Annotated in this window: 24 protein-coding genes; 13 read left to right on the top strand and 11 right to left on the bottom strand. The window is 59.3% G+C overall.

Annotated elements, in window-relative coordinates:
- The first annotated feature begins 11 nt into the window (after positions 1–11).
- Positions 12–374: an SUF system Fe-S cluster assembly protein gene (locus tag ACR0KJ_RS03215; protein ID WP_170450947.1), complete on the top strand. Its 363-nt coding sequence runs from the start codon at positions 12–14 to the stop codon at positions 372–374.
- A gap of 222 nt (positions 375–596) precedes the next feature.
- Here ACR0KJ_RS03215 and ACR0KJ_RS03210 read toward each other — a convergent pair whose 3' ends face one another.
- On the bottom strand, positions 597–872 hold the full coding sequence (locus ACR0KJ_RS03210; protein ID WP_480625964.1) for a hypothetical protein: 276 nt from the start codon (positions 870–872) through the stop codon (positions 597–599).
- 259 nt (positions 873–1131) lie between these two features.
- Here ACR0KJ_RS03210 and ACR0KJ_RS03205 point away from each other — a divergent pair, with 259 nt between their 5' ends.
- Entirely contained in the window at positions 1132–1497 is a 366-nt protein-coding gene (locus tag ACR0KJ_RS03205; RefSeq protein WP_170518332.1) for a HesB/IscA family protein, read from the top strand.
- On the opposite strand, the gene ACR0KJ_RS03200 is transcribed toward ACR0KJ_RS03205, so the two are convergent.
- Positions 1494–2405: an isopenicillin N synthase family dioxygenase gene (locus ACR0KJ_RS03200; RefSeq protein WP_480625963.1), complete on the bottom strand. Its 912-nt coding sequence runs from the start codon at positions 2403–2405 to the stop codon at positions 1494–1496. The genes ACR0KJ_RS03205 and ACR0KJ_RS03200 overlap by 4 nt on opposite strands.
- Positions 2406–2530: 125 nt before the next feature.
- Between ACR0KJ_RS03200 and tpiA the strand changes: the two genes are divergently transcribed.
- Positions 2531–3280 (top strand): triose-phosphate isomerase, encoded by a 750-nt coding sequence (gene tpiA / locus ACR0KJ_RS03195; RefSeq protein WP_480626270.1) that lies wholly within the window; start codon positions 2531–2533, stop codon positions 3278–3280.
- A gap of 15 nt (positions 3281–3295) precedes the next feature.
- On the opposite strand, the gene ACR0KJ_RS03190 is transcribed toward tpiA, so the two are convergent.
- The 6 genes from ACR0KJ_RS03190 to ACR0KJ_RS03165 form a co-directional block, all read right to left on the bottom strand.
- Positions 3296–3607 (bottom strand): DMT family transporter, encoded by a 312-nt coding sequence (locus ACR0KJ_RS03190; RefSeq protein WP_480625962.1) that lies wholly within the window; start codon positions 3605–3607, stop codon positions 3296–3298.
- A 140-nt stretch (positions 3608–3747) separates the two neighbouring features.
- Positions 3748–5124: a TRAP transporter large permease gene (locus tag ACR0KJ_RS03185; RefSeq protein WP_170450958.1), complete on the bottom strand. Its 1377-nt coding sequence runs from the start codon at positions 5122–5124 to the stop codon at positions 3748–3750.
- On the bottom strand, positions 5124–5801 hold the full coding sequence (locus ACR0KJ_RS03180) for a TRAP transporter small permease (protein ID WP_170734660.1): 678 nt from the start codon (positions 5799–5801) through the stop codon (positions 5124–5126). The genes ACR0KJ_RS03185 and ACR0KJ_RS03180 overlap by 1 nt, the downstream gene beginning before the upstream one ends.
- A 114-nt stretch (positions 5802–5915) precedes the next feature.
- Positions 5916–6917 (bottom strand): DctP family TRAP transporter solute-binding subunit, encoded by a 1002-nt coding sequence (locus tag ACR0KJ_RS03175; protein WP_170621739.1) that lies wholly within the window; start codon positions 6915–6917, stop codon positions 5916–5918.
- A gap of 368 nt (positions 6918–7285) precedes the next feature.
- Positions 7286–8515, bottom strand: a complete 1230-nt coding sequence (locus ACR0KJ_RS03170; RefSeq protein WP_480625961.1) for a sigma-54-dependent transcriptional regulator — start codon at positions 8513–8515, stop codon at positions 7286–7288.
- On the bottom strand, positions 8512–10245 hold the full coding sequence (locus tag ACR0KJ_RS03165) for an ATP-binding protein (RefSeq protein WP_170450966.1): 1734 nt from the start codon (positions 10243–10245) through the stop codon (positions 8512–8514). The genes ACR0KJ_RS03170 and ACR0KJ_RS03165 overlap by 4 nt, the downstream gene beginning before the upstream one ends.
- 47 nt (positions 10246–10292) lie before the next feature.
- Here ACR0KJ_RS03165 and ACR0KJ_RS03160 point away from each other — a divergent pair, with 47 nt between their 5' ends.
- Entirely contained in the window at positions 10293–11474 is a 1182-nt protein-coding gene (locus ACR0KJ_RS03160) for a cytochrome P450 (RefSeq protein WP_480625960.1), read from the top strand.
- 148 nt (positions 11475–11622) lie between these two features.
- Here the strand turns inward: ACR0KJ_RS03160 and ACR0KJ_RS03155 are convergent, their stop codons facing one another.
- On the bottom strand, positions 11623–12102 hold the full coding sequence (locus ACR0KJ_RS03155) for an Lrp/AsnC family transcriptional regulator (protein WP_480625959.1): 480 nt from the start codon (positions 12100–12102) through the stop codon (positions 11623–11625).
- Positions 12103–12246: 144 nt separating this feature from the next.
- On the opposite strand from ACR0KJ_RS03155, the gene cobA reads away from it, so the two are divergent.
- The 8 genes from cobA (at position 12247) to ACR0KJ_RS03115 (ending at position 19241) form a co-directional block, all read left to right on the top strand.
- Positions 12247–13023: a uroporphyrinogen-III C-methyltransferase gene (cobA, locus tag ACR0KJ_RS03150; RefSeq protein WP_480625958.1), complete on the top strand. Its 777-nt coding sequence runs from the start codon at positions 12247–12249 to the stop codon at positions 13021–13023.
- On the top strand, positions 13023–13337 hold the full coding sequence (locus tag ACR0KJ_RS03145; protein WP_170450972.1) for a DUF2849 domain-containing protein: 315 nt from the start codon (positions 13023–13025) through the stop codon (positions 13335–13337). Before cobA ends, ACR0KJ_RS03145 begins: the two co-directional genes overlap by 1 nt.
- 67 nt (positions 13338–13404) lie before the next feature.
- A complete protein-coding gene (locus ACR0KJ_RS03140) occupies positions 13405–15069 on the top strand; it encodes a nitrite/sulfite reductase (RefSeq protein ID WP_480625957.1) in 1665 nt (554 codons plus the stop codon).
- Positions 15059–15820 carry a phosphoadenylyl-sulfate reductase gene (locus tag ACR0KJ_RS03135; RefSeq protein WP_480625956.1) on the top strand — a complete coding sequence of 254 codons (762 nt, stop codon included), beginning with the start codon at positions 15059–15061 and terminating at the stop codon, positions 15818–15820. Before ACR0KJ_RS03140 ends, ACR0KJ_RS03135 begins: the two co-directional genes overlap by 11 nt.
- Positions 15817–16224 carry a DUF934 domain-containing protein gene (locus tag ACR0KJ_RS03130; protein ID WP_480625955.1) on the top strand — a complete coding sequence of 136 codons (408 nt, stop codon included), beginning with the start codon at positions 15817–15819 and terminating at the stop codon, positions 16222–16224. The genes ACR0KJ_RS03135 and ACR0KJ_RS03130 overlap by 4 nt, the downstream gene beginning before the upstream one ends.
- A gap of 106 nt (positions 16225–16330) precedes the next feature.
- Entirely contained in the window at positions 16331–17182 is an 852-nt protein-coding gene (locus ACR0KJ_RS03125; protein ID WP_170450982.1) for a ferredoxin--NADP reductase, read from the top strand.
- Between the two features lie 116 nt (positions 17183–17298).
- A complete protein-coding gene (gene infC / locus ACR0KJ_RS03120; RefSeq protein WP_480626269.1) occupies positions 17299–17889 on the top strand; it encodes a translation initiation factor IF-3 in 591 nt (196 codons plus the stop codon).
- A 134-nt stretch (positions 17890–18023) separates the two neighbouring features.
- Positions 18024–19241: an aromatic ring-hydroxylating oxygenase subunit alpha gene (locus tag ACR0KJ_RS03115; protein WP_480625954.1), complete on the top strand. Its 1218-nt coding sequence runs from the start codon at positions 18024–18026 to the stop codon at positions 19239–19241.
- Positions 19242–19249: 8 nt separating this feature from the next.
- On the opposite strand, the gene ACR0KJ_RS03110 is transcribed toward ACR0KJ_RS03115, so the two are convergent.
- Positions 19250–20572 carry an aspartate aminotransferase family protein gene (locus ACR0KJ_RS03110; protein WP_480625953.1) on the bottom strand — a complete coding sequence of 441 codons (1323 nt, stop codon included), beginning with the start codon at positions 20570–20572 and terminating at the stop codon, positions 19250–19252.
- Positions 20569–21330: a beta-keto acid cleavage family enzyme gene (locus ACR0KJ_RS03105; RefSeq protein ID WP_480625952.1), complete on the bottom strand. Its 762-nt coding sequence runs from the start codon at positions 21328–21330 to the stop codon at positions 20569–20571. Before ACR0KJ_RS03105 ends, ACR0KJ_RS03110 begins: the two co-directional genes overlap by 4 nt.
- A gap of 89 nt (positions 21331–21419) precedes the next feature.
- Between ACR0KJ_RS03105 and ACR0KJ_RS03100 the strand changes: the two genes are divergently transcribed.
- On the top strand, positions 21420–22319 hold the full coding sequence (locus tag ACR0KJ_RS03100; protein ID WP_170630138.1) for a MurR/RpiR family transcriptional regulator: 900 nt from the start codon (positions 21420–21422) through the stop codon (positions 22317–22319).
- Positions 22320–22329: the final 10 nt, after the last annotated feature.

Here is a 22329-nt window from a genome sequence, read left to right as displayed (position 1 = left end):
CCGAGGCGAAGATGACGCACCCGAGCGAACACTTAGAAGGCACACCGCTGATTGCACCTTCGACAATTGAACACCCCCTTTACGACCAGGTGGTCGAGGCGTGCAGAACGGTTTATGACCCTGAAATTCCTGTCAATATCTATGACCTCGGCCTGATCTATACGATCGACATCAAGGACGACAATGCGGTCAAGGTGATCATGACGCTGACCGCGCCCGGCTGCCCGGTTGCGGGCGATATGCCCGGCTGGATCATGGAGGCCATCGAACCGGTTCCGGGGATCAAGGAAGTGGACGTTGAACTGACGTGGGAGCCGCCCTGGGGCATGGAGATGATGTCGGACGAAGCCCGGCTTGAACTCGGGTTCATGTGATCGCGCTTAAGGCATTGTCACAAAAGGTTAATCCATCCGTTACCGAACTGTAGGCCCGCTGTCACATTTCTGCGGGACACATACGGCGCATCGACAACCGCCAAGGTTTAATTCTGTCATGCGCATGGGCCGGTACCGACTGTGCCATCCCCCATCCCCGGCCCGGAAATTGGACCGCTCTTGCCCGAGAGCGGTCTTTTCTTTTTCCGGATGCGCTGGGGCCTAACTCAGACCGCAGGTCGCTTTGATGTCTGCGGCCCGCTGGTCCAGCTCTTTGACGTAGTCGCCGGACAGCATTTGCAATCTTTTGTTCTCGGTCCCGGTCACAAGACCCAGTAATGCACCTGCCGGAGTGATCGCGGCGACGCTTTCCAATTGCTGGTCCTGAGCGTGTTTCTTTTCCGATGCAATCGCCCGCAGATCCCCTTCGGCTGTGGCACAATTGATCGGATGCCGCTTGAGTGTTGTGTCCGAATAAGCGGGAATGGCCGTGATCATGGCTGCGGTGCCGATCAAAGCAGTATAAAAAATTGCATTAGATTTGTCGCGTAACCCATTCATTTCAATATAACTCCCCAAATGTAATTTGATCTCTGGCCGACTTTGGCAAACTGTCTTGTGTCAGGCTACGCGCATCCGTCACGTCAACGCAACCCGCGCAAGCTGGTGGTAAATTTCACAACATCCAATCGCACCGACTTGAGCCTGCCGGGATACGCCCCTAAATTAGCGGTAACGCGCGACGACGGAGACACAGATGTTCGGCATTCCCGGCAAACAGGCCGTGACCATAACGCCCAAAGCTGCAGAGCAGATCACCCGCCTGATGAAATCCGGCGGTCATACTGGTCTGCGTATCGGTGTGAAAAAAGGCGGCTGTGCAGGCATGGAATACACCATGGACTATGTCGACGAGGCCGACCCGCATGACGAGGTGGTCGAGCAAGACGGCGCACGCGTGATGATTGCCCCCATGGCGCAAATGTTCCTGTTCGGAACCGAGATCGATTACGAAGTCTCGCTGCTGGAATCCGGGTTCAAGTTCAAAAACCCCAACGTGGTCGATGCCTGTGGTTGTGGCGAGTCGATCAAGTTTGACGAAAGCCTTACATCGCAGCCCTAAGCTGATTTCAGGTGCAGATAGGTTTCATTGAAACGTTTCGTCAGGTGATCGCCTGCGGAAATCACCTGCCCTGAACCCGGTGGGGCGACATTGGTGTCGTAGGTTGGGTTGAAGAACATCGGGACCGAGATCCTTTCGTGGGACCCGCCTATTACCCGGTGCTCGGTCGCCTTGACGCGGCCTGCGGTCCAGAACTCCAGCATCTCACCGAAGTTGATCACAAAGACACCCGGTTCGGCCTGAACCTTCTCCCACGCCCCATCGGGCATCCGTACTTCCAATCCAGACGTGCCGTCGGTGGCCAAAAGGGTCAGGCAGCCGTAATCTGTATGCGCGCCAATGCCGAAGTCTTTGTCCCCGGCCCAAACAGGCCGCTGGGGATAGTAGTTCCCGCGCAGCAGGGCCATTGGCGTGTCGAAGGCCGCATCAAAACTGCCCGCGTCCCGCCCCAAGGCGACAGCAATCGCGCGCAACACCCGCATGGATACATCGCAGGCATCCGCGTAATACGCGCGAATGGTGTCTTGAAAGTGCTCTGGTTCCTCGGGCCACAGGTTCGGGGCATACACGCTCAGGTTCTGGGCGCGGTATGGGTTGCCCTGCGGCAGTTCATAGCCGCAATCGAACACTTCCTTGAAATCCGGATTGGCTGTCGGATCAACCTGCTCTGACTGCGGCGCGCCCCAGCCCCGATTGGAACCGGTCACAGCCATGTCGACAGCGCGTTTGTCCTGCTCGGGCAAGCGGAAAAAGTCGTAATAGGCCGCGATCACGTTCTGAATGCGTTCCCGCGTCAGCCCTGTGTTGCGCACCTTCAAAAACCCAATCTGTCCAACGGCTTGCCGCAAGCGCGCAAGCTCTTGCGGGTCCCGGTTGTCCAGCTTTTCAAGATCAAGGTTGTCGATCATGGCATCCTCGGAAGACTCAGCGCGAAAACTGCCCGTCACAGATATGAACTGCAACCGCAATTGTAAGGTCCGATCATCGATGCTATCCGATGGCCCAAACGACAAATTCGCAGGGAGAGTTCGATATGCGGCGCAAGCTGGCGGCTGGAAACTGGAAAATGAACGGAACCGGCGCAGCGCTTGCCGAGCTTAAGCAACTTGCGGCCAAGCACCCCTCGCCTTCGGTCGATATTCTGATCTGTCCCCCGGCCACCCTGTTGCACCGCGCCGCCGAGATGGTTGAGGGTACTGGCGTCTCGGTCGGCGGGCAGGACTGCCACGCAGAACACTCGGGCGCGCATACCGGTGATGTCAGCGCCGAGATGCTGCAAGACGCCGGTGCCACGGCAGTCATTCTGGGCCATTCGGAACGGCGCGTGGATCATGGCGAGCAAAACGAAGACGTGCGCGCCAAGGCCAGATCGGTCATGGATGCAGGCCTGAAAGCCATCATCTGCGTCGGCGAAAGCCTCGAACAGCGCGAGGCCGCCAACACATTGGACATCATCGGCGGGCAGATGTCGGGCTCGATCCCGGACCAGTCAACCGGCGAGAACCTGATCGTCGCTTACGAGCCGATCTGGGCCATCGGCACCGGCAAGGTTCCGACGCTGGAAGAGATCGGTGAGGTCCATGATTTCATCCGCGCCCGTCTGGAACGCCGGTTTGGCGAGGGCGTCGGCCGCTCGGTCCGGTTGCTGTATGGCGGTTCGGTCAAGCCGTCCAATGCGGCCGAAATTTTCGGTGTTTCGAATTTAGACGGCGCGCTGGTCGGCGGGGCCAGCCTGAAAGCTGCGGATTTCTCGGGCATCATCGAGGCGCTGGAAGGCGTCTGAGCCGGGGCCGCACAATCAGGCCAGCTTCATCGTCACGATCCCGGCAATGATCAACGCCGCTGCCAGAAGGCGCATGGGCGTCAGCGCCTCACCCAGCACCGTGACGCCCACCAGAAACGCGCCAACCGCGCCGATGCCGACCCAAATCGTGTAAGCAGTGCTCAGCGGCAGATCCCGCATCGCCAGTGACAGCAACCCAAACGAGCCAATCATGGAAACGCCCATGATCGCGGTTGGCAAAAGCCGCGTGAAACCCGCGGATTGCTTCATCGCACCCGCCCAGACAATTTCGAGAATTCCGGCAAAAACAAGCATGATCCATGCCATGAGGTGACCCCTTATCCAAGCGGGTCGTCCCGCATGATCTGCCCGTGGTGGGGAGGTCGTCCTCTGACCCCGAGATAGGCATCCCTGCCCCGGGTTCAAGTGTGTGGCCGGGCAACACGCGCCGCCCGGCCACAAATTCGCTAGTTCGTTATGATCTCAGGCCCCATGACCGAGTTCGGCAGGAAGGTCGAAATCCACGGTATATACGTCACCATGATTAGGAAGACGAACAGCACCGCCAGGAACGGCAACGCGGCCCGCACGACGCTCATCATCGGCATGCCTGCCACGCCCGAAGTCACGAACAGGTTCAACCCGACCGGAGGCGTGATCATCCCGATTTCCATGTTCACCACCATGATGATGCCCAGATGGATCGGGTCGATACCCAGCTCGATCGCAATCGGGAACACCAGCGGCGCGACGATGACCAGCAGACCCGAAGGCTCCATGAACTGACCACCGATCAGCAGGATCACGTTCACCACGATCAGGAAGGTCACCGGACCCAGACCGGCAGACAACATCGCCTCGGCAATGTGTTGCGGGACCTGCTCGTCCGTCAGCACATGTTTCAGGATCAGCGCGTTGGCGATCACGAACAGCAGCGTGACGGTCAGTTTACCAGCCTCGAACAGCGTATGCTTGGTGTCAGGGTGAAAGAACGCGGTGACCAGAGCATGCGGTTTCTTGAACAGCGGAATATTCGCCGTCCCCTCTTCCGTACTGAGCGGCCCCATGTCCTTGTAGACAAAGCTGGCAATCAGGAAGGCGTAAACAGCGGCCACCGCTGCGGCCTCGGTTGGTGTAAAGATACCACCGTAGATGCCGCCGAGGATGATCACGATCAGGAACAATCCCCAACCGGCCTCACGTGCCGAGGTGAAAATCTCGCCCCAACCCTTCCAGTCGCCTTTGGGCAGGTTCTTCACCTTGGCCATGACGTAAATGGTGATCATCAGCATCAGACCGGCCATCAGGCCCGGAATGACACCCGCCAGAAACATCCGCCCGACCGAGACCTCAACGGCTGCCGCGTAGACAACCATCACGATCGAGGGCGGAATCAGGATGCCCAGCGTACCCGCGTTACAGATCACACCTGCGGCGAATTCCTTGGAATAACCCACCTGACGCATCCCGGCGATGACAATGGAGCCGATGGCCACAACGGTCGCCGGGGACGACCCGGACAGCGCAGCAAACAGCATACAGGCAAAGACACCCGCAATCGCCAGACCACCGGGCAGATGCCCCACGCACGCAATCGAGAACCGGATGATCCTCCGTGCCACCCCACCCGTGGTCATGAAGGACGAGGCCAGAATGAAGAACGGGATCGCCAGCAGGGTAAAGTGCCCCTCGAACGCCTCGAACAGCGTGCCCGCGACCGAAGCCAGCGAACTGTCGGAATAAATCAGCAGGAACAGGGTCGAACTGAGGCCAAGCGCCACCGCAATCGGAACCCCGATCAGCAGCAGGCCGATGACCATCGAGAAAAGAAGTACAACGTCCATCAGTCATGTCCTCCCTGCTGCGCGCGCACTTCTTCGATCTCGTCCTCAACCTCGTGGCTGGCGACCAGACGGTCCGTTTCACCGCGCCAAATCTGCAGGGCAACCTGCGCAAAGCGGATCACCAGCAGCAGCATCGACAAAGGCAGGATGAAATACGGAACGACCTTGGGCAGTTTCTCGTAATATTCGCCATAGTTGATCAGGTCTTCCAGGAACCGCAGCGGTGCGATCATCGGAATATCGTCAACTTCATAGAAACTCTGGCTGCGGGCGTCGAAATTGAACCCGGTCGGGAACCAGCGACCCGATGTGGGCGGCAGGTCAGCAAATACCGCCCAGTAATCATAGGCACCCTTGAGCAACAGCAGCGAGAACACCAGACAACAGGCCACAGCGATCAGCGCCAGGATCCGACGCGGCGCGGGGGCCAGCATGTTCAGGATCGCATCGACCCCAAGATGAGCGTGTTTCTTGACCGCATATGACGCGCCCAGCAGCACAAGCCAGCCGAACATGAACACCGTCAGTTCCAGCGCCCATAGTATGTTCGAGTTAAAAAAGAACCGGGCGATCACATTGGCAAAGGTCACGGCCGTCATCAGGCCCAGCAGCAATGCAATCACGGTCTCTTCGATATGGTCGACCAGCCCAGACGGGCCGGATTTCGCACCAGACATCTTTCTGTCCCCGCATTTTTGGTGATGAGAGTAAATTGCGGCGGGCCTTTGAAGCGGCCCGCCAAGGCCGCGCGTCGTTAACTCCCCAGTCCCCGGACGCGCGGCCTGACCGGATCAGAACCCGGCGTTGATGGCCTGTGCGGCGTCGATCTTGTCCTGACCCACGTCACCAGCGAACTGATCCCAGACGGGCTTCATCGCATCAACCCAGGCCTGACGCTGTTCGGGATTCAGTTCACGAATGATACCACCCGCGTCGGTGATCGAGGCTTTGGCCGCTTCGTTCACGGCAAAGGCTTCCTTGTTCCGGGTTTCGGTCACTTCGTCCATGATGGTCATGAACTGGTCACGCACCTCGGGGTCCAGGCTGTCCAGCCAATCCACCGAGGTCACGACCAGATAATCGATGATGCCGTGATTGGTCTCGGTAATGCCGTCCTGCACCTCGAAGAACTTCTTGCCGTAGATGTTCGACCAGGTGTTTTCCTGCCCGTCCACAACGCCCTGTTGCAGCGCGCCATAGACTTCCGAGAACGCCATCTTCTGCGGGCTGCCACCGATCGCTTCCATCTGCGCAACCAGCACGTCCGAGGACTGCACCCGGAATTTCAGACCATCCGCATCCGACGGATCAACCAGCGGCTTGTTCGCCGACATCTGCTTCATGCCATTGTGCCAGAAGGCCAACCCCTGCAGGCCACGGCGCTGCATGCTGTCCTTCATCGCCTGACCATCGGCCGAGGCCTGGAACGCGTCCACGGCATCGATGTTCTTGAACATGAACGGCAGGTCGAACAGGCGGAACTGTTTGGTGAACTTCTCAAACTTCGACAGCGACGGCGCGGCCAGTTGCACGTCGCCTTGCAGCATCGCCTCAAGCACCTTGTCGTCATTGTAGAGGGTCGAGTTCGGATAGACCTCCATACACATCACGCCGTTCATCTCATCATTGACGCGCTGTTCCAGCAGCGAGGCAGCGATGCCTTTCGGGTGCTTGTCGGTGTTCGTCACATGCGCGAACTTGACGACGATTTCACCGTCGTCGCACGCCGCAATACCCGCCGAGGCGGTTACCGCCAATGCCAGAGCCGTCGCGGCTGTTGTCAAAACTCTCATCTGTTCTCCTCCCAGACTTCAAAACATTCCATCAGATGCCACAGGGGCACCGCATGCCGGGCAGTGAAGCGAATCAAATCCTACCGCACAACGTTTTGATTCCGGGGATGAAGGGTCGTTATTTATATAATAATAACCGATACTTAAATTATACCTTTCAGGCACGTATTTTGTCACCCAGCCAAGGGTGTGCGGAAATCCGCACAACGGAAAACCAAGATGTGCGGAAATCCGCACGGTTTTCGAATCACCGGTTCAGAATCAATCCCTTTGCCCCATCACACCCACCGCAGCCCGCTCCAGCGGGCTGCCCGGCCCAACAGGTTTGATCGCATGAAAATGCGGGCAAACCTGACGGGAGGGTCTGCTTATCTGCGATAATCCTCGGGGCGGATCTGATACCGCGCCAGCTTGTCATAAAACGTCTTGCGCGGCAGTTTCAGTGCCTTTGCCGCGTCCGAGGCTTTGCCATTGTGCCGCCCCAAAGCCGCAATCAACAACGACCGTTCGACGCGTGCCATCTGATCGCTCAACCCAAGTTCCGCGGCTTGAGCGACATCCTCGGGCATCCCCAACACAAACCGCATCGCTGCAGACATCAACGACCGTGCATTCCCCGGCCAATCGCGCGCCATCAACGATGCCAGATGGTCCGAGGTGATCTCGGGCTCGGGGATACCGGCCTGTTCAGCGGCTTGCGCCACATAGTGACGAAAGATGATCGGGATATCCTCGGGCCGCTCGGCCAGAGACGGAATGCGCACCTGCATCACGTCCAGACGATAGAACAGATCGGCGTTGAAACGCCCCTCGTCCGACAGCGCAGCCAGATCCGCCGTTGTCCCTGCAAGGATCCGGGCATCCATGCCCTGTTCAATCCGTTCCAGAGCCGCATATTGCGTGGCCTGCGGCATTGCCGAGATCTCATCCAGAAACAAGGACCCACCCGCAGCATCCTCGCACCCTTGCAGTAGCTCCTCAGCAGTCAACGCGGATCCTGCGCGCTTCACAAAGGGACCCTGTGCAACAGGAGACATTAGATGCACAACTTCGGCCACTTTGGACACCCCGCTGCCCGGCGGCCCGGTCACCAAAACCTCGGCACCGGTTGGGGCGACGTTTCGCACCCGCTCGCGCAACGCCTCGGCCTGTGGTGACAGGCCGAACAACAAACGCGCTGCGGGATCGCCGCGCTCAAGCTCGGACTTCAACGCACGTTTTTCCATAACCTGCGAGCGCTGCGCAAAAGCCCGTTCCAGCACCGCCAGCAGATCCGAGGCCGCGCAGGGCTTTTCCAGAAAATCAAACGCCCCCTGCCCCATGGCCTGCACCGCCATCGGAATATCCCCCTCACCGGTCAACAGAATCACCGGCAGTTCGGGGTCCACATCGCGCGCATAGGTCAGAAGATGAAAACCGTCACGCCCCGGCATCCGAATGTCCGAGACGATGACACCGGGAAAATCCGCCCGGATATGATCCTTTGCCGCAACAAAGGATCCTGCCGGAACCGGCGTGAATTCGGCCAGTTCCAAAGTCTGCGCCAGCGCCTCACGCACGGCGGCATCGTCATCGACCAGAAGGACCCTGCGTGTCATGCAACCTCTTCCTCTCTGAAATACTCAAGCTCGACAGTGAATACCGCGCCGTTTTCGGCGTTCGCACCGCGAATATTGCCGCCAAAACTCTGCACCAGCCCGTAAGAAATCGACAGGCCCAGCCCCATGCCTTCGGACGAGCCGACGGATTTGGTGGTATAAAACGGCTCGAACAATTTGTCGGGGTCTTCGATACCCGGCCCGCTGTCGCGTATCGCCACAACAACGCGATCTCCGGTTCCAATCTCGATCAAGATACGCTTGTCTGCCTGCCCGCTCATCGCGTCGATGGCGTTGTTGATCAGGTTCACAAAGACCTGCGCCAAACGAACCTCACCGCCCCACGCATTCACCGGATGGGTCGGTGGGGTCCAGTCCAACGTTACCCCTTCTTCACGCAATCTTGCCTCTGTCAGTTCAATCGCCGATTGGATCACCTGAACCAGATCGACCTTGCCCATAGGCTCGCTTTCGTTGCGCGCAAAGGCCCTCAGGTTCTTGATGATCCGCGCCATGCGCGCGGCCATTTCCGAGATACGGCCAAGGTTTTTTCCGGCCTTTTCACCCTGCCCCCGCTCCATGAAGGCTGCACCATTGTCGGCGAACTGTTGAATGGCCATCAAGGGCTGGTTCAATTCGTGACTGATGCCCGCCGACATCTGACCCAATGCGCTCAGCTTACCAGCCTGTACCAAATCCGCCTGAGCTTGCTTCAAGGCAGCCTCCGCCTCCTGCCGCTCAGCCACTTCGCGCCGCAGGGCTGTGTTGGCGGTCGTCAGATCCCGTGTTCGCTTTGCCACGCGGCCTTCAAGCACGGCATTGGCTTCGGCCAAAGTACGCCGCCGCTCGGTGGCCAGAAACAACAAGGCGCCAAAGGCCAGACAGATCGCGGCCACCGCCGCCGCCTGCAACCCGGCCAACCGGCGCGCCGGGGCCACATCCACCAGCACCTCGGCGGTCATGTCGATCACCGGCAGATCAAGCGTCAGATGCAGCGCGTGCTGCGGCAGGTAACGGCCCCAGTTCAACCGCCATAACTCGTGCCCGCCAACCCAGGACGAGGCAAAATCGACTGGCGCGCCCTCGGGCGGCGTCAACCCCCGCTGCCCGTCGGCGCGGTACCAGAACAACAGATCGGACCGGTTCGAGATAAAGACGACGCCGTTGTGATCAACAAAGAAAACCGCTTCGGTACTGCCGCGCCAGGTCTGTTCGACATCCTGAACATCTGCGAACACCATCAAGGCCCCTACGACCTGTCCGGCTGGACCAAAAGCCGGGGCCGCGTAGGAATAGATCCTGTTTCCGCTTTCGGTTTCGACACCATGCGCACTGCCCATCGCGCCCTGCAATGCACGCTCAAACGCGGGATGCCCCGCCATGCTGCGTTGCGCAACTGGCTGGGCCGAGGCCAGAACGCGGCCAGTTCGATCCAGATACATCATGTTGACCGCAGCTGTCTTGTCGGCCACATCCAATAGCACCTTGCGCGCCTCTTGCTGCTGCTGGGACGTTTCCAGCGCGGCCAGCGTCGGGTGACCTGCCATCAGAACCGCAAGCTCCTGATAGACCTGCATCTGAGTGCTCAGCCGGTCGGCGGCAAGCTCCAGATCGGCTTCGGCCTTTTCACTCAGCTGCGACAGCGCCTGCCGATACCCGTAGGACCAGACACCTGCCGACAATAAACCGACCGCGATCAGGAAACCGCAAATGACCCAAAACCTTTGCATGACATAGGGTCTTGCATTCACGCCGCCTGATGGCAAGTCTGCGCCGCATGAAGACCGTCTCTCAATCTCCGACCGATCCGGGTTTCGTTCAGGACCCCTATCCGTTCTATGACACAGCGCGCGCGCATGGAGATCTGGTTTATTGGAGCGACTACAACATGGTCGCCGCCGTTTCGCACAAGGCGGTCCACGCGCTGTTGCGCGACCGCCGCTTTGGTCGCGAAATCCCTGCTGAGCTTGCAAAACCCGGCCCGGATCACCTGGCCCCGTGGCTGGCGGTCGAGGCTCATTCGCTGCTTGAGACTGAACCACCCCGCCACACGCGGCTGAGGGCTTTGGTCACACGGGCCTTCACCTCGCGCGCCATTGCCGCCTTGGCCCCGTCGATCGAAACCCTGTGCCATGACTTGATTGATCAGTTTCCGGACCGGCCCTTCGACTTACTGGATGCCTATTGCACGCAAGTTCCTGTCATAACGATCTGCCGCCTGCTGGGGGTGCCCGAAAGCATGTCCCCCGACCTGCTCAGATGGTCCCACGACATGGTCGCGATGTATCAGGCAAGCCGCACGTCAGAGACTGAACAGAACGCAGCGCAATCCGCACAGGATTTCACCGCCTTTCTAGACGGTTACATCCAACAACGACGCACCGACCCGCGTGACGACCTGATCACCCGCCTGATTGCGGCAGAAGAAGAAGGCGACAGGCTGTCAACCAATGAACTGATCGCCACCTGCATCTTACTGCTCAATGCAGGGCATGAGGCGACGGTCCACTCACTTGGGAATGGTGTAAAAACCCTTCTTCAATGCGGTCTGGGCAGCAGTACCCTCGGGCCGGATGCAATCGATGGCACTGTGGAGGAGATCCTGCGCTTCGATCCGCCCCTGCATATGTTCACCCGCTATGCCTATGAAGAGGTTGAGGTTTTTGGCCATTCCTTCAAACGCGGCGATCAGGTTGCGCTGTTGCTGGGTGCCGCCAACCGGGACCCCGAGGCATGGCCGGACCCGCATATCTTCAATCCAAAGCGTCCGGTCAAAACAAACTCAAGCTTTGGCGGCGGCCTGCACTTTTGCGTTGGCGCGCCCCTGGCCCGGCTCGAGATGCGCATCGCTCTGCCCATCCTGTTCGACAGATGCCCCAATCTGCACCTGACCGAGCCGCCAACATACTCGGACAGCTACCATTTTCACGGCCTTGAACACCTAATGGTTCTGGCCTGAAGCCTAAAATCAAATCGCGCGTTCCGCGCGATGCCTCCGGCGGGGATATTTTTAGCCAGATGAAGTCTGGATCCCCTGTTCATCTGGCTGGAAATATCCCGGGGGAGTCGCCCCGACAGGGGCGGCGGGGGCAGCGCCCCCAACCCCCTTAGGTGCTGGCCAAGGCGTTCAAGGGAAGCATGGTCGTGGACTTGATCTCTTCCATTGACAGCAATGCGGTGACGTTGTGGACACGAACCTCTGATATCAGAGACTGGTAAAACTGATCATAGGCGCGGGCATTTTTAACCCGTACTTTCAGAATATAGTCGATGTCCCCTGCCAGTCGGTGTGCCTCTTGCACTTCGGGTTGATCCCGAAGGGCTTTCAGGAACCTACGCTGCCAGTCGGCTTCGTGCTCGGATGTGCGGATCAGAACAAAAAAAGTGGCCTCGAACCCCAGCGCTTCGGCGTCCAGCAATACCGTTTGCTGACCAATGATTCCGGCGCTTTTGAGCTTGCGGATTCGATTCCAAACCGGGGTCTTGGAACTGCCGACCCGGGCTGCTATTTCGTCCAGCGACTGGCTGGCATCGCGCTGCAGCTCAGCCAGAATTTTCCGATCCGTATCGTCTATCCGCACCGACATTCCATTTTTCCTTCAGTTTCGAAACGCTCGTCCCAAACAGGTCGCTTAAGAAGACGCACGTTCTTATTTATTCCGCGATATGGCGGTTTGGTGGGAATATTTCCTATATTGTAGGGCAAGTCAAACCAAGCTCTGGACGATCTGATGCAGCTTACGAACGAAACAGGACGCACAGGACATGTCGACTTTGTCGGCGCTGGTCCCGGTGATCCGGAATTGCTGACGCTCAAGGCCCTGAAAGCCTTTGAGCGCGCGGATGTCGTTCTGCATGACCGTCTCATCGGCGAAGACGTCCTGACCCTTGCCGGGCAAAGCGCGCATCTGGTGGATGTTGGCAAGGCTGGGTTCGGCCCGTCATGGAAGCAAGCCGATATTGACGCACTGCTGGTCGATTATGCCCTGAAAGGCAACCGCGTTGTGCGTCTGAAATCCGGCGACCCCACCGTGTTTGGGCGGCTGGACGAGGAAATCGAAGCGGTTGAGGCTGCTGGTATCTCGTGGCGCATCGTTCCCGGCATCACTGCGGCCTCTGCAGCCGTTGCGGGCATCGGTCAAAGCCTGACCCGGCGTGGGCGCAATTCCTCGGTCCGGTTTCTGACAGGGCATGACATGAAGGGTTTCGCCGATCACGACTGGACCGCTCTGGCGCGCGAGGGATCGGTTGCCGCGATTTACATGGGCAAGAAATCCGCCCGTTTCATCCAGGGTCGCCTGATCATGCACGGCGCGGACCGCGCCACCCCCGTAACACTGATCGAAAATGCCTCGCGCCCGGATCAGCGCGTTGTGGCAAGCACACTCGATCAACTGCCCACCGACCTGAGCGCCGCCGAAATGGACGGCCCGGTTCTGACATTCTATGGCCTTGCCCCGCGCCAAGCGGCCGAGGCCCTGACCGAATTCAATAAGGAGCTTGCCTGATGGCCCGCGCTTTTACCCCTAAAGTTGTCACTGCAAATGACCTGCTGGAAGGCGACGTGATCTACCAGACCGAGGATGACCGCTGGTCGCGCGATCTGTCCGAGGCCGAGCTGATCACCGATGAAGCCCACGCGCAGGTCCGTCTGCTGGACGCCGCCCGCCAAGCCAACAAGATCGTTGGTGCCTATCTTGCCGATGCAGCCGCTGGCGCAAACGGCCCCGAACCCACCCATTTCCGCGAGGAGTTCCGCCGCACCGGGCCCTCGAACTATGCCCATGGCAAGCAGGAAACTGAAACGCAGCCCCGGGCCTGACTTCCGGCCCCTCTTCCTCTCCCCAAAAGGCCCCAAAGTTCGGGGCTGCAACTAAGGACAGCTAGATATGTATCGCTACTCCGAGTTCGACACAGCATTCCTGGCAGAGCGCAACAAACAGTTCCGCGCACAGGTCGAGCGTCGTATTGACGGCTCGCTGACCGAAGATGAATTCAAACCCCTGCGCCTGATGAATGGCCTTTATCTGCAACTGCACGCCTATATGCTGCGGGTCGCCATTCCCTACGGCACGCTGAACAGCGCGCAGATGCGCCAACTGGCGCTGCTGGCCGAGAAGTGGGACAAGGGCTATGGCCATTTCACCACCCGTCAGAACATCCAGTATAACTGGCCGAAACTGAACGACGTGCCGGATATGCTGGACGCGCTGGCCGAAGTTGGGATGCACGCCATTCAGACCTCAGGCAACACGATCCGCAACGTGACCGCCGACCATTTTGCCGGTGCCGCCGCGGATGAGATCGCCGACCCGCGCCCCTACGCAGAACTGCTGCGCCAGTGGTCCACCGATCACCCGGAATTCCAGTTCATGCCGCGCAAGTTCAAGATCGCCATCACCGGCAGCGAAAACGACCGCGCCGTGATCAAAGCGCATGACATCGGCCTGCAACTGATCGAGCGTGACGGCGTTCTGGGTGCCCGCGTCATCGTGGGCGGCGGTTTGGGCCGCACGCCGATGATCGGCAAGGAACTGTCCGAGTTCGTCGCCTTCGACGATCTGCTGGCGTATCTGGAAGCCACTGTGTCCGTATGGAACCAGATCGGTCGCCGTGACAACAAGTACAAGGCCCGCATCAAGATCACCGTGCATGAAAACGGCATCGACGCCATCCGCGCCAAGGTGAACGAGCGCTTCCTGCAGGTCCGCCCGCAGTTCAAAGGCGCCGACATGAACCTGCTGGAAGAGATCAAGGGCCACTTTGCTGCACCTGCTTTCCGCAAAGGTTCGGTTGCATCGTTCGAAAGCGCCTATACCAACGATCCGGTATTCCGCTCGTGGGTCGATACCAACATCGCGCCGCACAAGAACGCGGACCACGCGATTGTCACGATCTCGATCAAAAAGCATGGCGCAACGCCCGGTGATGCAACGGCTGAGCAGATGCGCGTAATGGCCGATCTGGCCGAAACCTTCGCCTATGACGAGCTGCGTATCAGCCATGAGCAGAACGTGATCCTGCCCCATGTCCACAAATCGGACCTGCCCGCGATCCATGCCAAGCTGAAAGAACACGAACTGGCCACAGCCAATATCGGCCTGATCAGCGACATCATCGCCTGCCCCGGCATGGATTACTGCGCGCTGGCGACGGCCCGCTCGATCCCGGTTGCGCAGGAAATCGCGACCCGGTTTGACGAGCTGAAGCTGGAGCATGATATCGGTCACCTTAAGATCAAGATCTCGGGCTGCATCAACGCATGTGGTCACCACCATGTGGGCCATATCGGAATTCTGGGTCTGGATCGCGCAGGCGTCGAAAACTACCAGATCACGCTGGGTGGTGACGCGACCGAAACAGCCTCCGTTGGCGACCGCACTGGCCCGGGCTTTGCCTATGACGAAATCGTGCCAGCCGTCGAACGTATCGTGGACACCTACCTGAACCAGCGTGAGAGCGCCGAAGAAACCTTCCTGGAAACATATCGCCGCGTCGGTATGGCTCCGTTCAAGGCGGCCCTCTACCCCGAGGCTCAGGCGAATGCCGCTTGACCTTATCCAGACGGAACTGGGTGCAGACAGGCGCGAACTGACCGACAAGGTTGACGCGCTGAACAACCGGTTCCGCCACCACAGCGCCCATGACGTCATGCATGGCGCAATCGAAGAGATCGACGAGCTTGCTCTGGTCTCAAGCTTTGGGGCGGAATCGGTGGTGTTGCTGCATATGGCGGCGGTGGTCGACAAGATGACCCCGGTGCTGTTTGTGGACACGCAGATGCTGTTCACCGAAACGCTGGAATACCAGCAGGAGGTCAGCGAGCGTCTGGGCCTGAAAAACGTTCATATCATCCGCGCGGATGATCAGGACATTCAGCGGGAAGACCCCTATGGCGCGCTGCGCCTGCGGGATACGGATGCGTGTTGCAACCTGCGCAAGACCTTCCCGCTGCAACAGGCATTGACCGGGTATTGCGGCTGGATTACCGGGCGCAAGAGATTCCAGTCCGGTACCCGCGCCGCGCTCGATTTCTTCGAGGTCGAGGACGGAACAGGCCGGATCAAGGTCAACCCGCTGGCCCATTGGGCGCCCGAAGATGTGCGCGCCTATATGGAAGAAAACAACCTGCCCCGGCATCCGCTGGTGGCCAAAGGATACCCATCGATCGGCTGTGCGCCCTGCACCTCGCCGGTCAAAGAGGGCGAAGACCCCCGCGCCGGGCGCTGGCGCGACCAGAACAAGGAAGAATGCGGCATCCATTTTGTCGATGGCAAGATGGTGCGCGCCGGAGAGAAAACATGAACGTAATCGTAACGGATGAGGGGTTCGCCCCCGATGACTGGACCGACGGCTTTGTGACCCTGGAAGACGCCGCGAATGATGTTGTGGCGCTGGATGTGGCCTCGGACGCCGACCCGGATGAGCTGATTGACCGTCTGGGCAGCGCAAAAATGGTGCGCGTGGACTTTCCGTCCTCGGCGGATGGGCGTGGGTTCACCATCGCGCGCGTGCTGCGCCTGAAAGGCTTTACCGGACGTCTGCGCGCCAAGGGGCACGTTCTGGCCGACCAATACGCCATGGCCCGCCGCAGCGGGTTTGATGAGGTTGAAATCGACAACGCCCTGGCGACCCGTCAGCCCGAAGATCAGTGGCTGGCCCGCGCCGACTGGAAAGAGAACAACTACCAGGCCCGCCTGCGCGGCTAAGACCGCTATCGCCAGCTTGTGAAGGAAGGGGGCAAACTGTCCCCTTTTCCTGACTTGGATCAAAGATTAAACGGAGATGTCGGTTTACCTCACCGGCAGTGAAACGATGACAGAGATGAAACCCGTGAGTGAAGCAACCGCCGTAAAGGCCCCCGTACTGCCCGACGCGCAGACTGTGACCGATGTGAAGCATTGGACCGACAGCCTGTTCTCGTTCAAAGTGTCGCGCCCTGCGACGCTGCGGTTCCGCTCGGGCGAGTTTGTGATGATCGGCCTGATGGGTGACCCCGACCCCAAAACCGGGCGTCAGAAACCTCTGCTGCGCGCCTATTCGATTGCTTCGCCCTCGTGGGATGAAGAGCTGGAGTTCTACTCGATCAAGGTGCAGGACGGCCCGCTGACCTCGAAGCTGCAGCATATCAAACCCGGCGATCAGATCATCCTGCGGCCCAAGCCCGTCGGCACGCTGGTGCATGATGCCCTGCTGCCCGGCAAACGTCTGTGGTTCTTTGCCACCGGCACCGGCTTTGCGCCATTTGCCTCGCTGCTGCGCGAGCCGCAGACCTATGAGGACTATGATGAGGTCATCATCACCCACACCTGCCGCGAAGTGGCCGAGTTGGAATATGGCCGCCAGCTGATTGAAAGCATTCGTCAGGACGAATTGCTGGCCGAACTGATGGGCGAAGGCTTTGCCGACAAGATCCGCTACTACCCGACAACAACGCGGGAAGAGAGCCCCAAGATGGGCCGCATTACGGAACTGCTGAAAGACGGCACCGTGTTTGCCGATCTGGGCATCGAAGGCGGCATCAAGCCCGAAACCGACCGCGCGATGGTCTGCGGCTCGCTGGCCTTCAACCTGGACATCAAGGAAATCCTGGAAGAGTTCGGCCTGCGCGAGGGCGCAAACTCGGAACCCAAGGAATTCGTGATCGAAAAGGCATTTGTCGGCTGATCGACACGGCTGGCTGGGCCTTTCCTGACCCGGCCAGCCGATTCCCGCGATAATTCACGGGAATTTCCGACTTACAGGCGTTTATGCTGCTTGAAACGCTGCCCGGCCCGGTCTAAATTCCGGGCTCGAAATTCTGCAATCATCAAAGGAATGAACCCATAGCTCGCAGACCCCACAACGCGCCGCCGCAAAGAGATACCGGACCGCGCGTCAACGACAAAATCCGTGCCCCCGAAATCCGCCTGATTGGTGCTGAAGGTGAAAATGTCGGGGTGGTTCATCCCGCCAAAGCCATGCAACTTGCCGCCGATGCCGGCCTCGATCTGGTCGAGATCTCGCCCAACGCGAATCCGCCGGTCTGCAAGATTATGGACTTTGGCAAGTACAAGTACGAAACGCAAAAGCGCGAAGCCGAGGCCCGCAAGAAACAAAAGATCATCGAGGTGAAAGAGGTCAAGTTCCGGCCCAACACCGACACGCATGATTATGACGTCAAGATGAAGAACGTCTTCAAGTTTCTGGAAAAGGGCGACAAGGTCAAAGTCACCCTGCGGTTCCGCGGTCGTGAGATGGCGCACCAGAACCTGGGGCGCGAACTGCTGGAACGCGTTGCCGAAGACATCAAGGATATCGGCAAGGTCGAGAACATGCCGAAGATGGAAGGCCGTCAGATGATCATGATGATCGGCCCGCTACCGCAGAAATAGTCCCGGCAAGCAATCCCAATTCGAACCCTGTCAGAGACGATCTGGCAGGGTTTTTTCGTTCACCTGAACGTCATAGAACGCGATTTGCATCCCATCGAGATAATCCGCACATGCTGAAAGCCGGAAAGCGACAAATGGTCGATTTCAGACGCTCTGATTTCGACGCCGCCTTGGCGCAATCCGGAAAGATGTGGATCGGGGTTTGGCTCAATCCGAATGCGACGGATCCTTGGGAGGCTACGATGGGTGAAATGTCTTTTGCCGGCGGCGTTTATCAGTCGCTTCCGTCGCAGGCCTATTGCGACGAGGCCGTGTTTGCCACCGAACGCAGCCGCATATTCAGACGCGCGTGGCAACTGGTTGGCCATGTAACCGACCTGCCCAACCTCGGAGACTATGTTGTCGAGGATATCAGCGGCATCTCGGTGATTGTGATCCGGGGTCAGAATTGTGAAATCCGCGCTTTCTACAATGTCTGCGTGCATCGCGGGCATGAGCTGCTGAATGGCAAGGGCTGCGCCAAAAAGATGACCTGCCCCTATCACGCCTGGACCTATGACACGACCGGTCAGCTGCGCGCCGCCCCAAATGCCACTGCCTTTCCCGGGTTCGACAAAAGCCAGTACAAACTGCGCCCGGTGCGGATTGAGGTCTTCTTTGGGCTGATCCTGGTCAATCTGGATGCGGATGCACGCCCGATGGCCGAACTGGCACAGGAGGCGCTTGGCGAGATTTCGGACTATGCCCCCAACCTGCCCACCTACCAGCGCGCCGATCGCACGGAACGCTTGGCCAGTGCGAACTGGAAGGTCGTGGCCGAGAATTTCAACGAATGCTACCACTGCGCCGTCGTGCACAAGACCCTGACCACAGGCGTTGTCGACCCGGATCAATACCAGACGCGCGGTCACGATTATGGCATTCGCCACGCCAGCCCGGCGCGGCCGGATTCCCAGAAATCCTATGAATACGTGGCGGACCCCACTGCGCGCACGGACAAATTCCTGACCTGGTGGTTCTTTCCCCTGTTCGCGCTGCAGGTCTATCCCGGTGGCATCGTGAACACCTATCGCTGGAAACCGCTGAGCGTGAACTCAACCAAGATTGAGGTCGACTGGTGGCTGCCCGACGCCACCCCCAACACAGTCGAGCGCGAGATCATCCTGCAACACCGCACCACTACCTTTGCCGAGGACGGCCCGATTGTGGATTCGGTGCAGCGCGGATTGGAAAGCGGTGCTATCGGTCATGGTGCGCTGGTGGTGGACAATGCCTGCTCGTCCCAGTCAGAGCATCCGATCATGGCATTCAACGCGCATTATCAGAAGGCCATGCAGAACACGGCCCTCTGACCCCTTTTTCAGACCGGAAGCGTCGCATCGATGGCTTTCGCCAGTTTTGAAACCAACTCGTCAATCTGCGGCTCTTCGATGATGAAGGGCGGTGCCAGCAGGATGTGATCGCCGTTCTTGCCGTCGCGGGTTCCTGACATCGGGTAGCAGATCAGCCCCTCGGCCATTGCCGCCTTCTTGATCTTCCCGGCCACACCATGCGCTGGATCGAACGGGGTTTTGCTGTCCCGATCAGCAACCAGTTCGATCCCCCGAAACAAACCGCGCCCGCGAATATCGCCTACATTCGGGTGCTGGCCAAAGGCAGCTTCCAGCGCCGATTGCAGTTTCTCACCCATCACACCGGCGCGCGTGGGCAGATCACGCCCGGTCAGTTCGCTAACCACCGCCAAAGCCGCTGCCGTGGCCACCGGATGGCCGATATAGGTATGCCCGTGCTGAAAGAAGCCAGAGCCGTTCTGAATAGCCTCATAGATCCTGCCCGCGCACAGCATTGCACCAATCGGTTGATAACCAGCCCCTAACCCCTTGGCGATACACAGAATATCCGGAGCGATCCCGTCACGGTCGCAGGCAAACAGATGCCCGGTCCGCCCCATGCCGCACATGACTTCATCCAGGATCAACAGCACACCGTACTGATCGCAGATTTCGCGAATACGCTTGAAATACCCGTCCACCGCCGGAACAGCGCCCAGCGTCGCCCCGACAACCGGCTCGGCCATGAATGCCATGACCGTCTCGGGACCAAGCCGCAGAATTTCGGCCTCCAACTCATTGGCGACACGTTGGCCGTAGTCAAAACTGCTCTCACCCTCGGGCTTCTCGGCATATTCATAACAGGGCGCGATATGGGTCATTTCGATCAGCATCGGCGCAAATTGCGTGCGCCGCCAGGCATTGCCGCCCGCCGACAAAGCCCCCAGCGTATTGCCGTGATAGCTTTGCCGCCGTGCGATCACGTGGCGGCGCTCGGGCTGGCCGATCTCAAGGTAGTATTGCCGGGCCAGCTTGATCGCGGCCTCGGTCGCCTCGGACCCGCCCGAGACAAAATACACCCGATCCAGATCACCCGGAGCATGCTCGATCAGCAAATCCGCCAGCGCCTCGGCAGGTTCCGAGGTCATGAACCCACTATGTGCAAAAGCGATCTGTTCGACCTGCTTTTGAACCGCTTCGATAACGGCAGGATTGGAATGCCCCAGACAGGACACCGCCGCATCGCCACAATCCAGATAGCGTTTGCCATCGGCATCAATCAGGTAACACCCCTCACCCCCGGCGGCGACGGGCAAAGCAGCCTTGGTGTGGCGCGGAAAAACGTGGCTCATTTCGAAACTCCCTTGATCAAAGACACCAGCGCCGCAACCGACGCCGCATTGTCAGCCCATGGCTGACCGTCAGAATTCGTCAGGCTGTTTTCGAACCCGACCCGCAGATCACCGCCGCGCTGCGCGGCCTTATGCAAGCACGCATGTTCACGCGGCCCAAAGGCGCACACCATCCAAGGTGAGCGATCCTGCGGGAACTGATCAAGATCTTCGGGCGACGACACCTGACCGGTCGAATAGCGTCCCAGCACCAAAAGGCGATCCTCCTGCCCGTCCCGGACAATGCCTGCGCGCTGCCATTCGGTCAGCAATGCCGCATCCTCAGCATCATACAGAATATGCTGAACGCGCGTCCCCTGATCTTGACACAGCCCATAGACACGATCCGCCATCTCTGGCGCCCGCGCGATCTCGCGCACCGAGACCGATGCCCAACCGGGCCGCACCTGTCGCAAACACCCATACTGGGCATCAACGCCATAAATGCCCGCGGCCTCGGTCGTGATTTGAATGTCCAGATCGGGCACCTGCTTTTTCAGTTCCACGACGGCTTCGAGATACCGCCCTGCATCCAGCGAATGCTGCCCGTGCGCATCCCGAATATGAAGATGCAAGCCATCTGCCCCAGCCTCACGACATGCCCGCGCGGTTTGGACCGTCTCCTCTAGGGTAACTGGCAGGTGCGGGTGATCCACATGCCCGCGCCGCGCGCCATTGGGTGCGACAAGGATGTAAGGTTGCTTTGGCAGGTCGGTCATCGGTTGCTCCGTCAAACACATAGCCGATCTATCCATGCCCCGGACGTTTTCAATTGGATAATTTAAAAACATATGTTTTCTTTCACACCATGACCGACACCCTCAACCAGTTGACCAACGCTCTCAGACACGAGATCGACCACATGCCGGCGCAATTGCAGGCGGCGGCCAAATACGTGATCGACCATCCCGGCGACTTTGGCCTCGACCCGATCCGCGTCACAGCCGAGAATATCGGCGTCAGTTCAAACGTCCTTGTGCGCCTTGCCCAGCGTATGGGGTTTGACGGCTACGACGCCTTCCGCCGCCCGTTCCGGCAAGCTCTGGTCACGGACGGAGAGGACCGCCTGCATCAGGACTGGCTGTCACGCCAAGGGGCAGACGGGCCGTTCAGCGCAGCCCAGGCCGATTTCGCCCGCAACGAGTTGAATGTGGTTACAAGATCACTGCGGTTGATGGACCCCGGCGACGTCAAGGACGCGACCAACCTTATTCTGAACGCGCAGCGCTGTTTCATCACCGCGACGCGGGCCAGCTACGCCCTGGCTTACTATTTCCACTACGCAGGCCGCATGGCCCATCCCGGCCTGCAACTGGTGCCACGGCATATGGGCTCTGCCACCGACGACCTGCTGGACGCGGACAGCAACGATTGCCTGCTGGCCATAACGGTGCGGCCCTATTCGGCAGAAACCATCCGCACCATGCGCTTTGCAGCAGACAAAGGGGTCCGGCTCATCCTGATCTCGGACAGCGACGTGATCGCGCCGGGATTGCGACCCGATGTCAGCTTACAGATCAGCACGCGGTCCATGCACCATTTCTCCAGCTTTTCCGGGGCGATGGCCGTGCTGGAATGCCTTCTCAGCCATCTCTTCGCTGCAGGTGGCGAGGACGCCAGGCGCCGGGTCGAAGCCTATGAAAAGGCTCGCGAGGATACCGGCGCCTATTGGCAGGCCCCGAAACTGCCCAGAATACGCAGCACATAAAAAGCCCCGG

This window comes from Ruegeria sp. AD6, assembly GCF_056542325.1.
Note: the sequence above shows the minus strand (reverse complement) of the source record. Positions and strands in the feature narration are given on the sequence as shown.

Bases quoted from the DNA above. Each gene is read 5' to 3' on its own strand.
- ACR0KJ_RS03135 (WP_480625956.1), top strand. From the start codon at position 15,059: ATGCCGCTTGACCTTATCCAGACGGAACTGGGTGCAGACAGGCGCGAA.
- ACR0KJ_RS03190 (WP_480625962.1), bottom strand. From the start codon at position 3,607: ATGGCATGGATCATGCTTGTTTTTGCCGGAATTCTCGAAATTGTCTGG.
- ACR0KJ_RS03160 (WP_480625960.1), top strand. From the start codon at position 10,293: ATGAAGACCGTCTCTCAATCTCCGACCGATCCGGGTTTCGTTCAGGAC.
- ACR0KJ_RS03115 (WP_480625954.1), top strand. From the start codon at position 18,024: ATGGTCGATTTCAGACGCTCTGATTTCGACGCCGCCTTGGCGCAATCC.
- tpiA (WP_480626270.1), top strand. From the start codon at position 2,531: ATGCGGCGCAAGCTGGCGGCTGGAAACTGGAAAATGAACGGAACCGGC.
- ACR0KJ_RS03145 (WP_170450972.1), top strand. From the start codon at position 13,023: ATGGCCCGCGCTTTTACCCCTAAAGTTGTCACTGCAAATGACCTGCTG.
- ACR0KJ_RS03215 (WP_170450947.1), top strand. From the start codon at position 12: ATGACGCACCCGAGCGAACACTTAGAAGGCACACCGCTGATTGCACCT.
- ACR0KJ_RS03185 (WP_170450958.1), bottom strand. From the start codon at position 5,124: ATGGACGTTGTACTTCTTTTCTCGATGGTCATCGGCCTGCTGCTGATC.
- ACR0KJ_RS03170 (WP_480625961.1), bottom strand. From the start codon at position 8,515: ATGACACGCAGGGTCCTTCTGGTCGATGACGATGCCGCCGTGCGTGAG.
- ACR0KJ_RS03140 (WP_480625957.1), top strand. From the start codon at position 13,405: ATGTATCGCTACTCCGAGTTCGACACAGCATTCCTGGCAGAGCGCAAC.
- ACR0KJ_RS03210 (WP_480625964.1), bottom strand. From the start codon at position 872: ATGATCACGGCCATTCCCGCTTATTCGGACACAACACTCAAGCGGCAT.
- ACR0KJ_RS03105 (WP_480625952.1), bottom strand. From the start codon at position 21,330: ATGACCGACCTGCCAAAGCAACCTTACATCCTTGTCGCACCCAATGGC.
- ACR0KJ_RS03175 (WP_170621739.1), bottom strand. From the start codon at position 6,917: ATGAGAGTTTTGACAACAGCCGCGACGGCTCTGGCATTGGCGGTAACC.
- ACR0KJ_RS03155 (WP_480625959.1), bottom strand. From the start codon at position 12,102: ATGTCGGTGCGGATAGACGATACGGATCGGAAAATTCTGGCTGAGCTG.
- ACR0KJ_RS03110 (WP_480625953.1), bottom strand. From the start codon at position 20,572: ATGAGCCACGTTTTTCCGCGCCACACCAAGGCTGCTTTGCCCGTCGCC.
- ACR0KJ_RS03165 (WP_170450966.1), bottom strand. From the start codon at position 10,245: ATGCAAAGGTTTTGGGTCATTTGCGGTTTCCTGATCGCGGTCGGTTTA.
- ACR0KJ_RS03125 (WP_170450982.1), top strand. From the start codon at position 16,331: ATGACAGAGATGAAACCCGTGAGTGAAGCAACCGCCGTAAAGGCCCCC.
- cobA (WP_480625958.1), top strand. From the start codon at position 12,247: ATGCAGCTTACGAACGAAACAGGACGCACAGGACATGTCGACTTTGTC.
- ACR0KJ_RS03130 (WP_480625955.1), top strand. From the start codon at position 15,817: ATGAACGTAATCGTAACGGATGAGGGGTTCGCCCCCGATGACTGGACC.
- ACR0KJ_RS03205 (WP_170518332.1), top strand. From the start codon at position 1,132: ATGTTCGGCATTCCCGGCAAACAGGCCGTGACCATAACGCCCAAAGCT.
- ACR0KJ_RS03100 (WP_170630138.1), top strand. From the start codon at position 21,420: ATGACCGACACCCTCAACCAGTTGACCAACGCTCTCAGACACGAGATC.
- ACR0KJ_RS03180 (WP_170734660.1), bottom strand. From the start codon at position 5,801: ATGTCTGGTGCGAAATCCGGCCCGTCTGGGCTGGTCGACCATATCGAA.
- ACR0KJ_RS03200 (WP_480625963.1), bottom strand. From the start codon at position 2,405: ATGATCGACAACCTTGATCTTGAAAAGCTGGACAACCGGGACCCGCAA.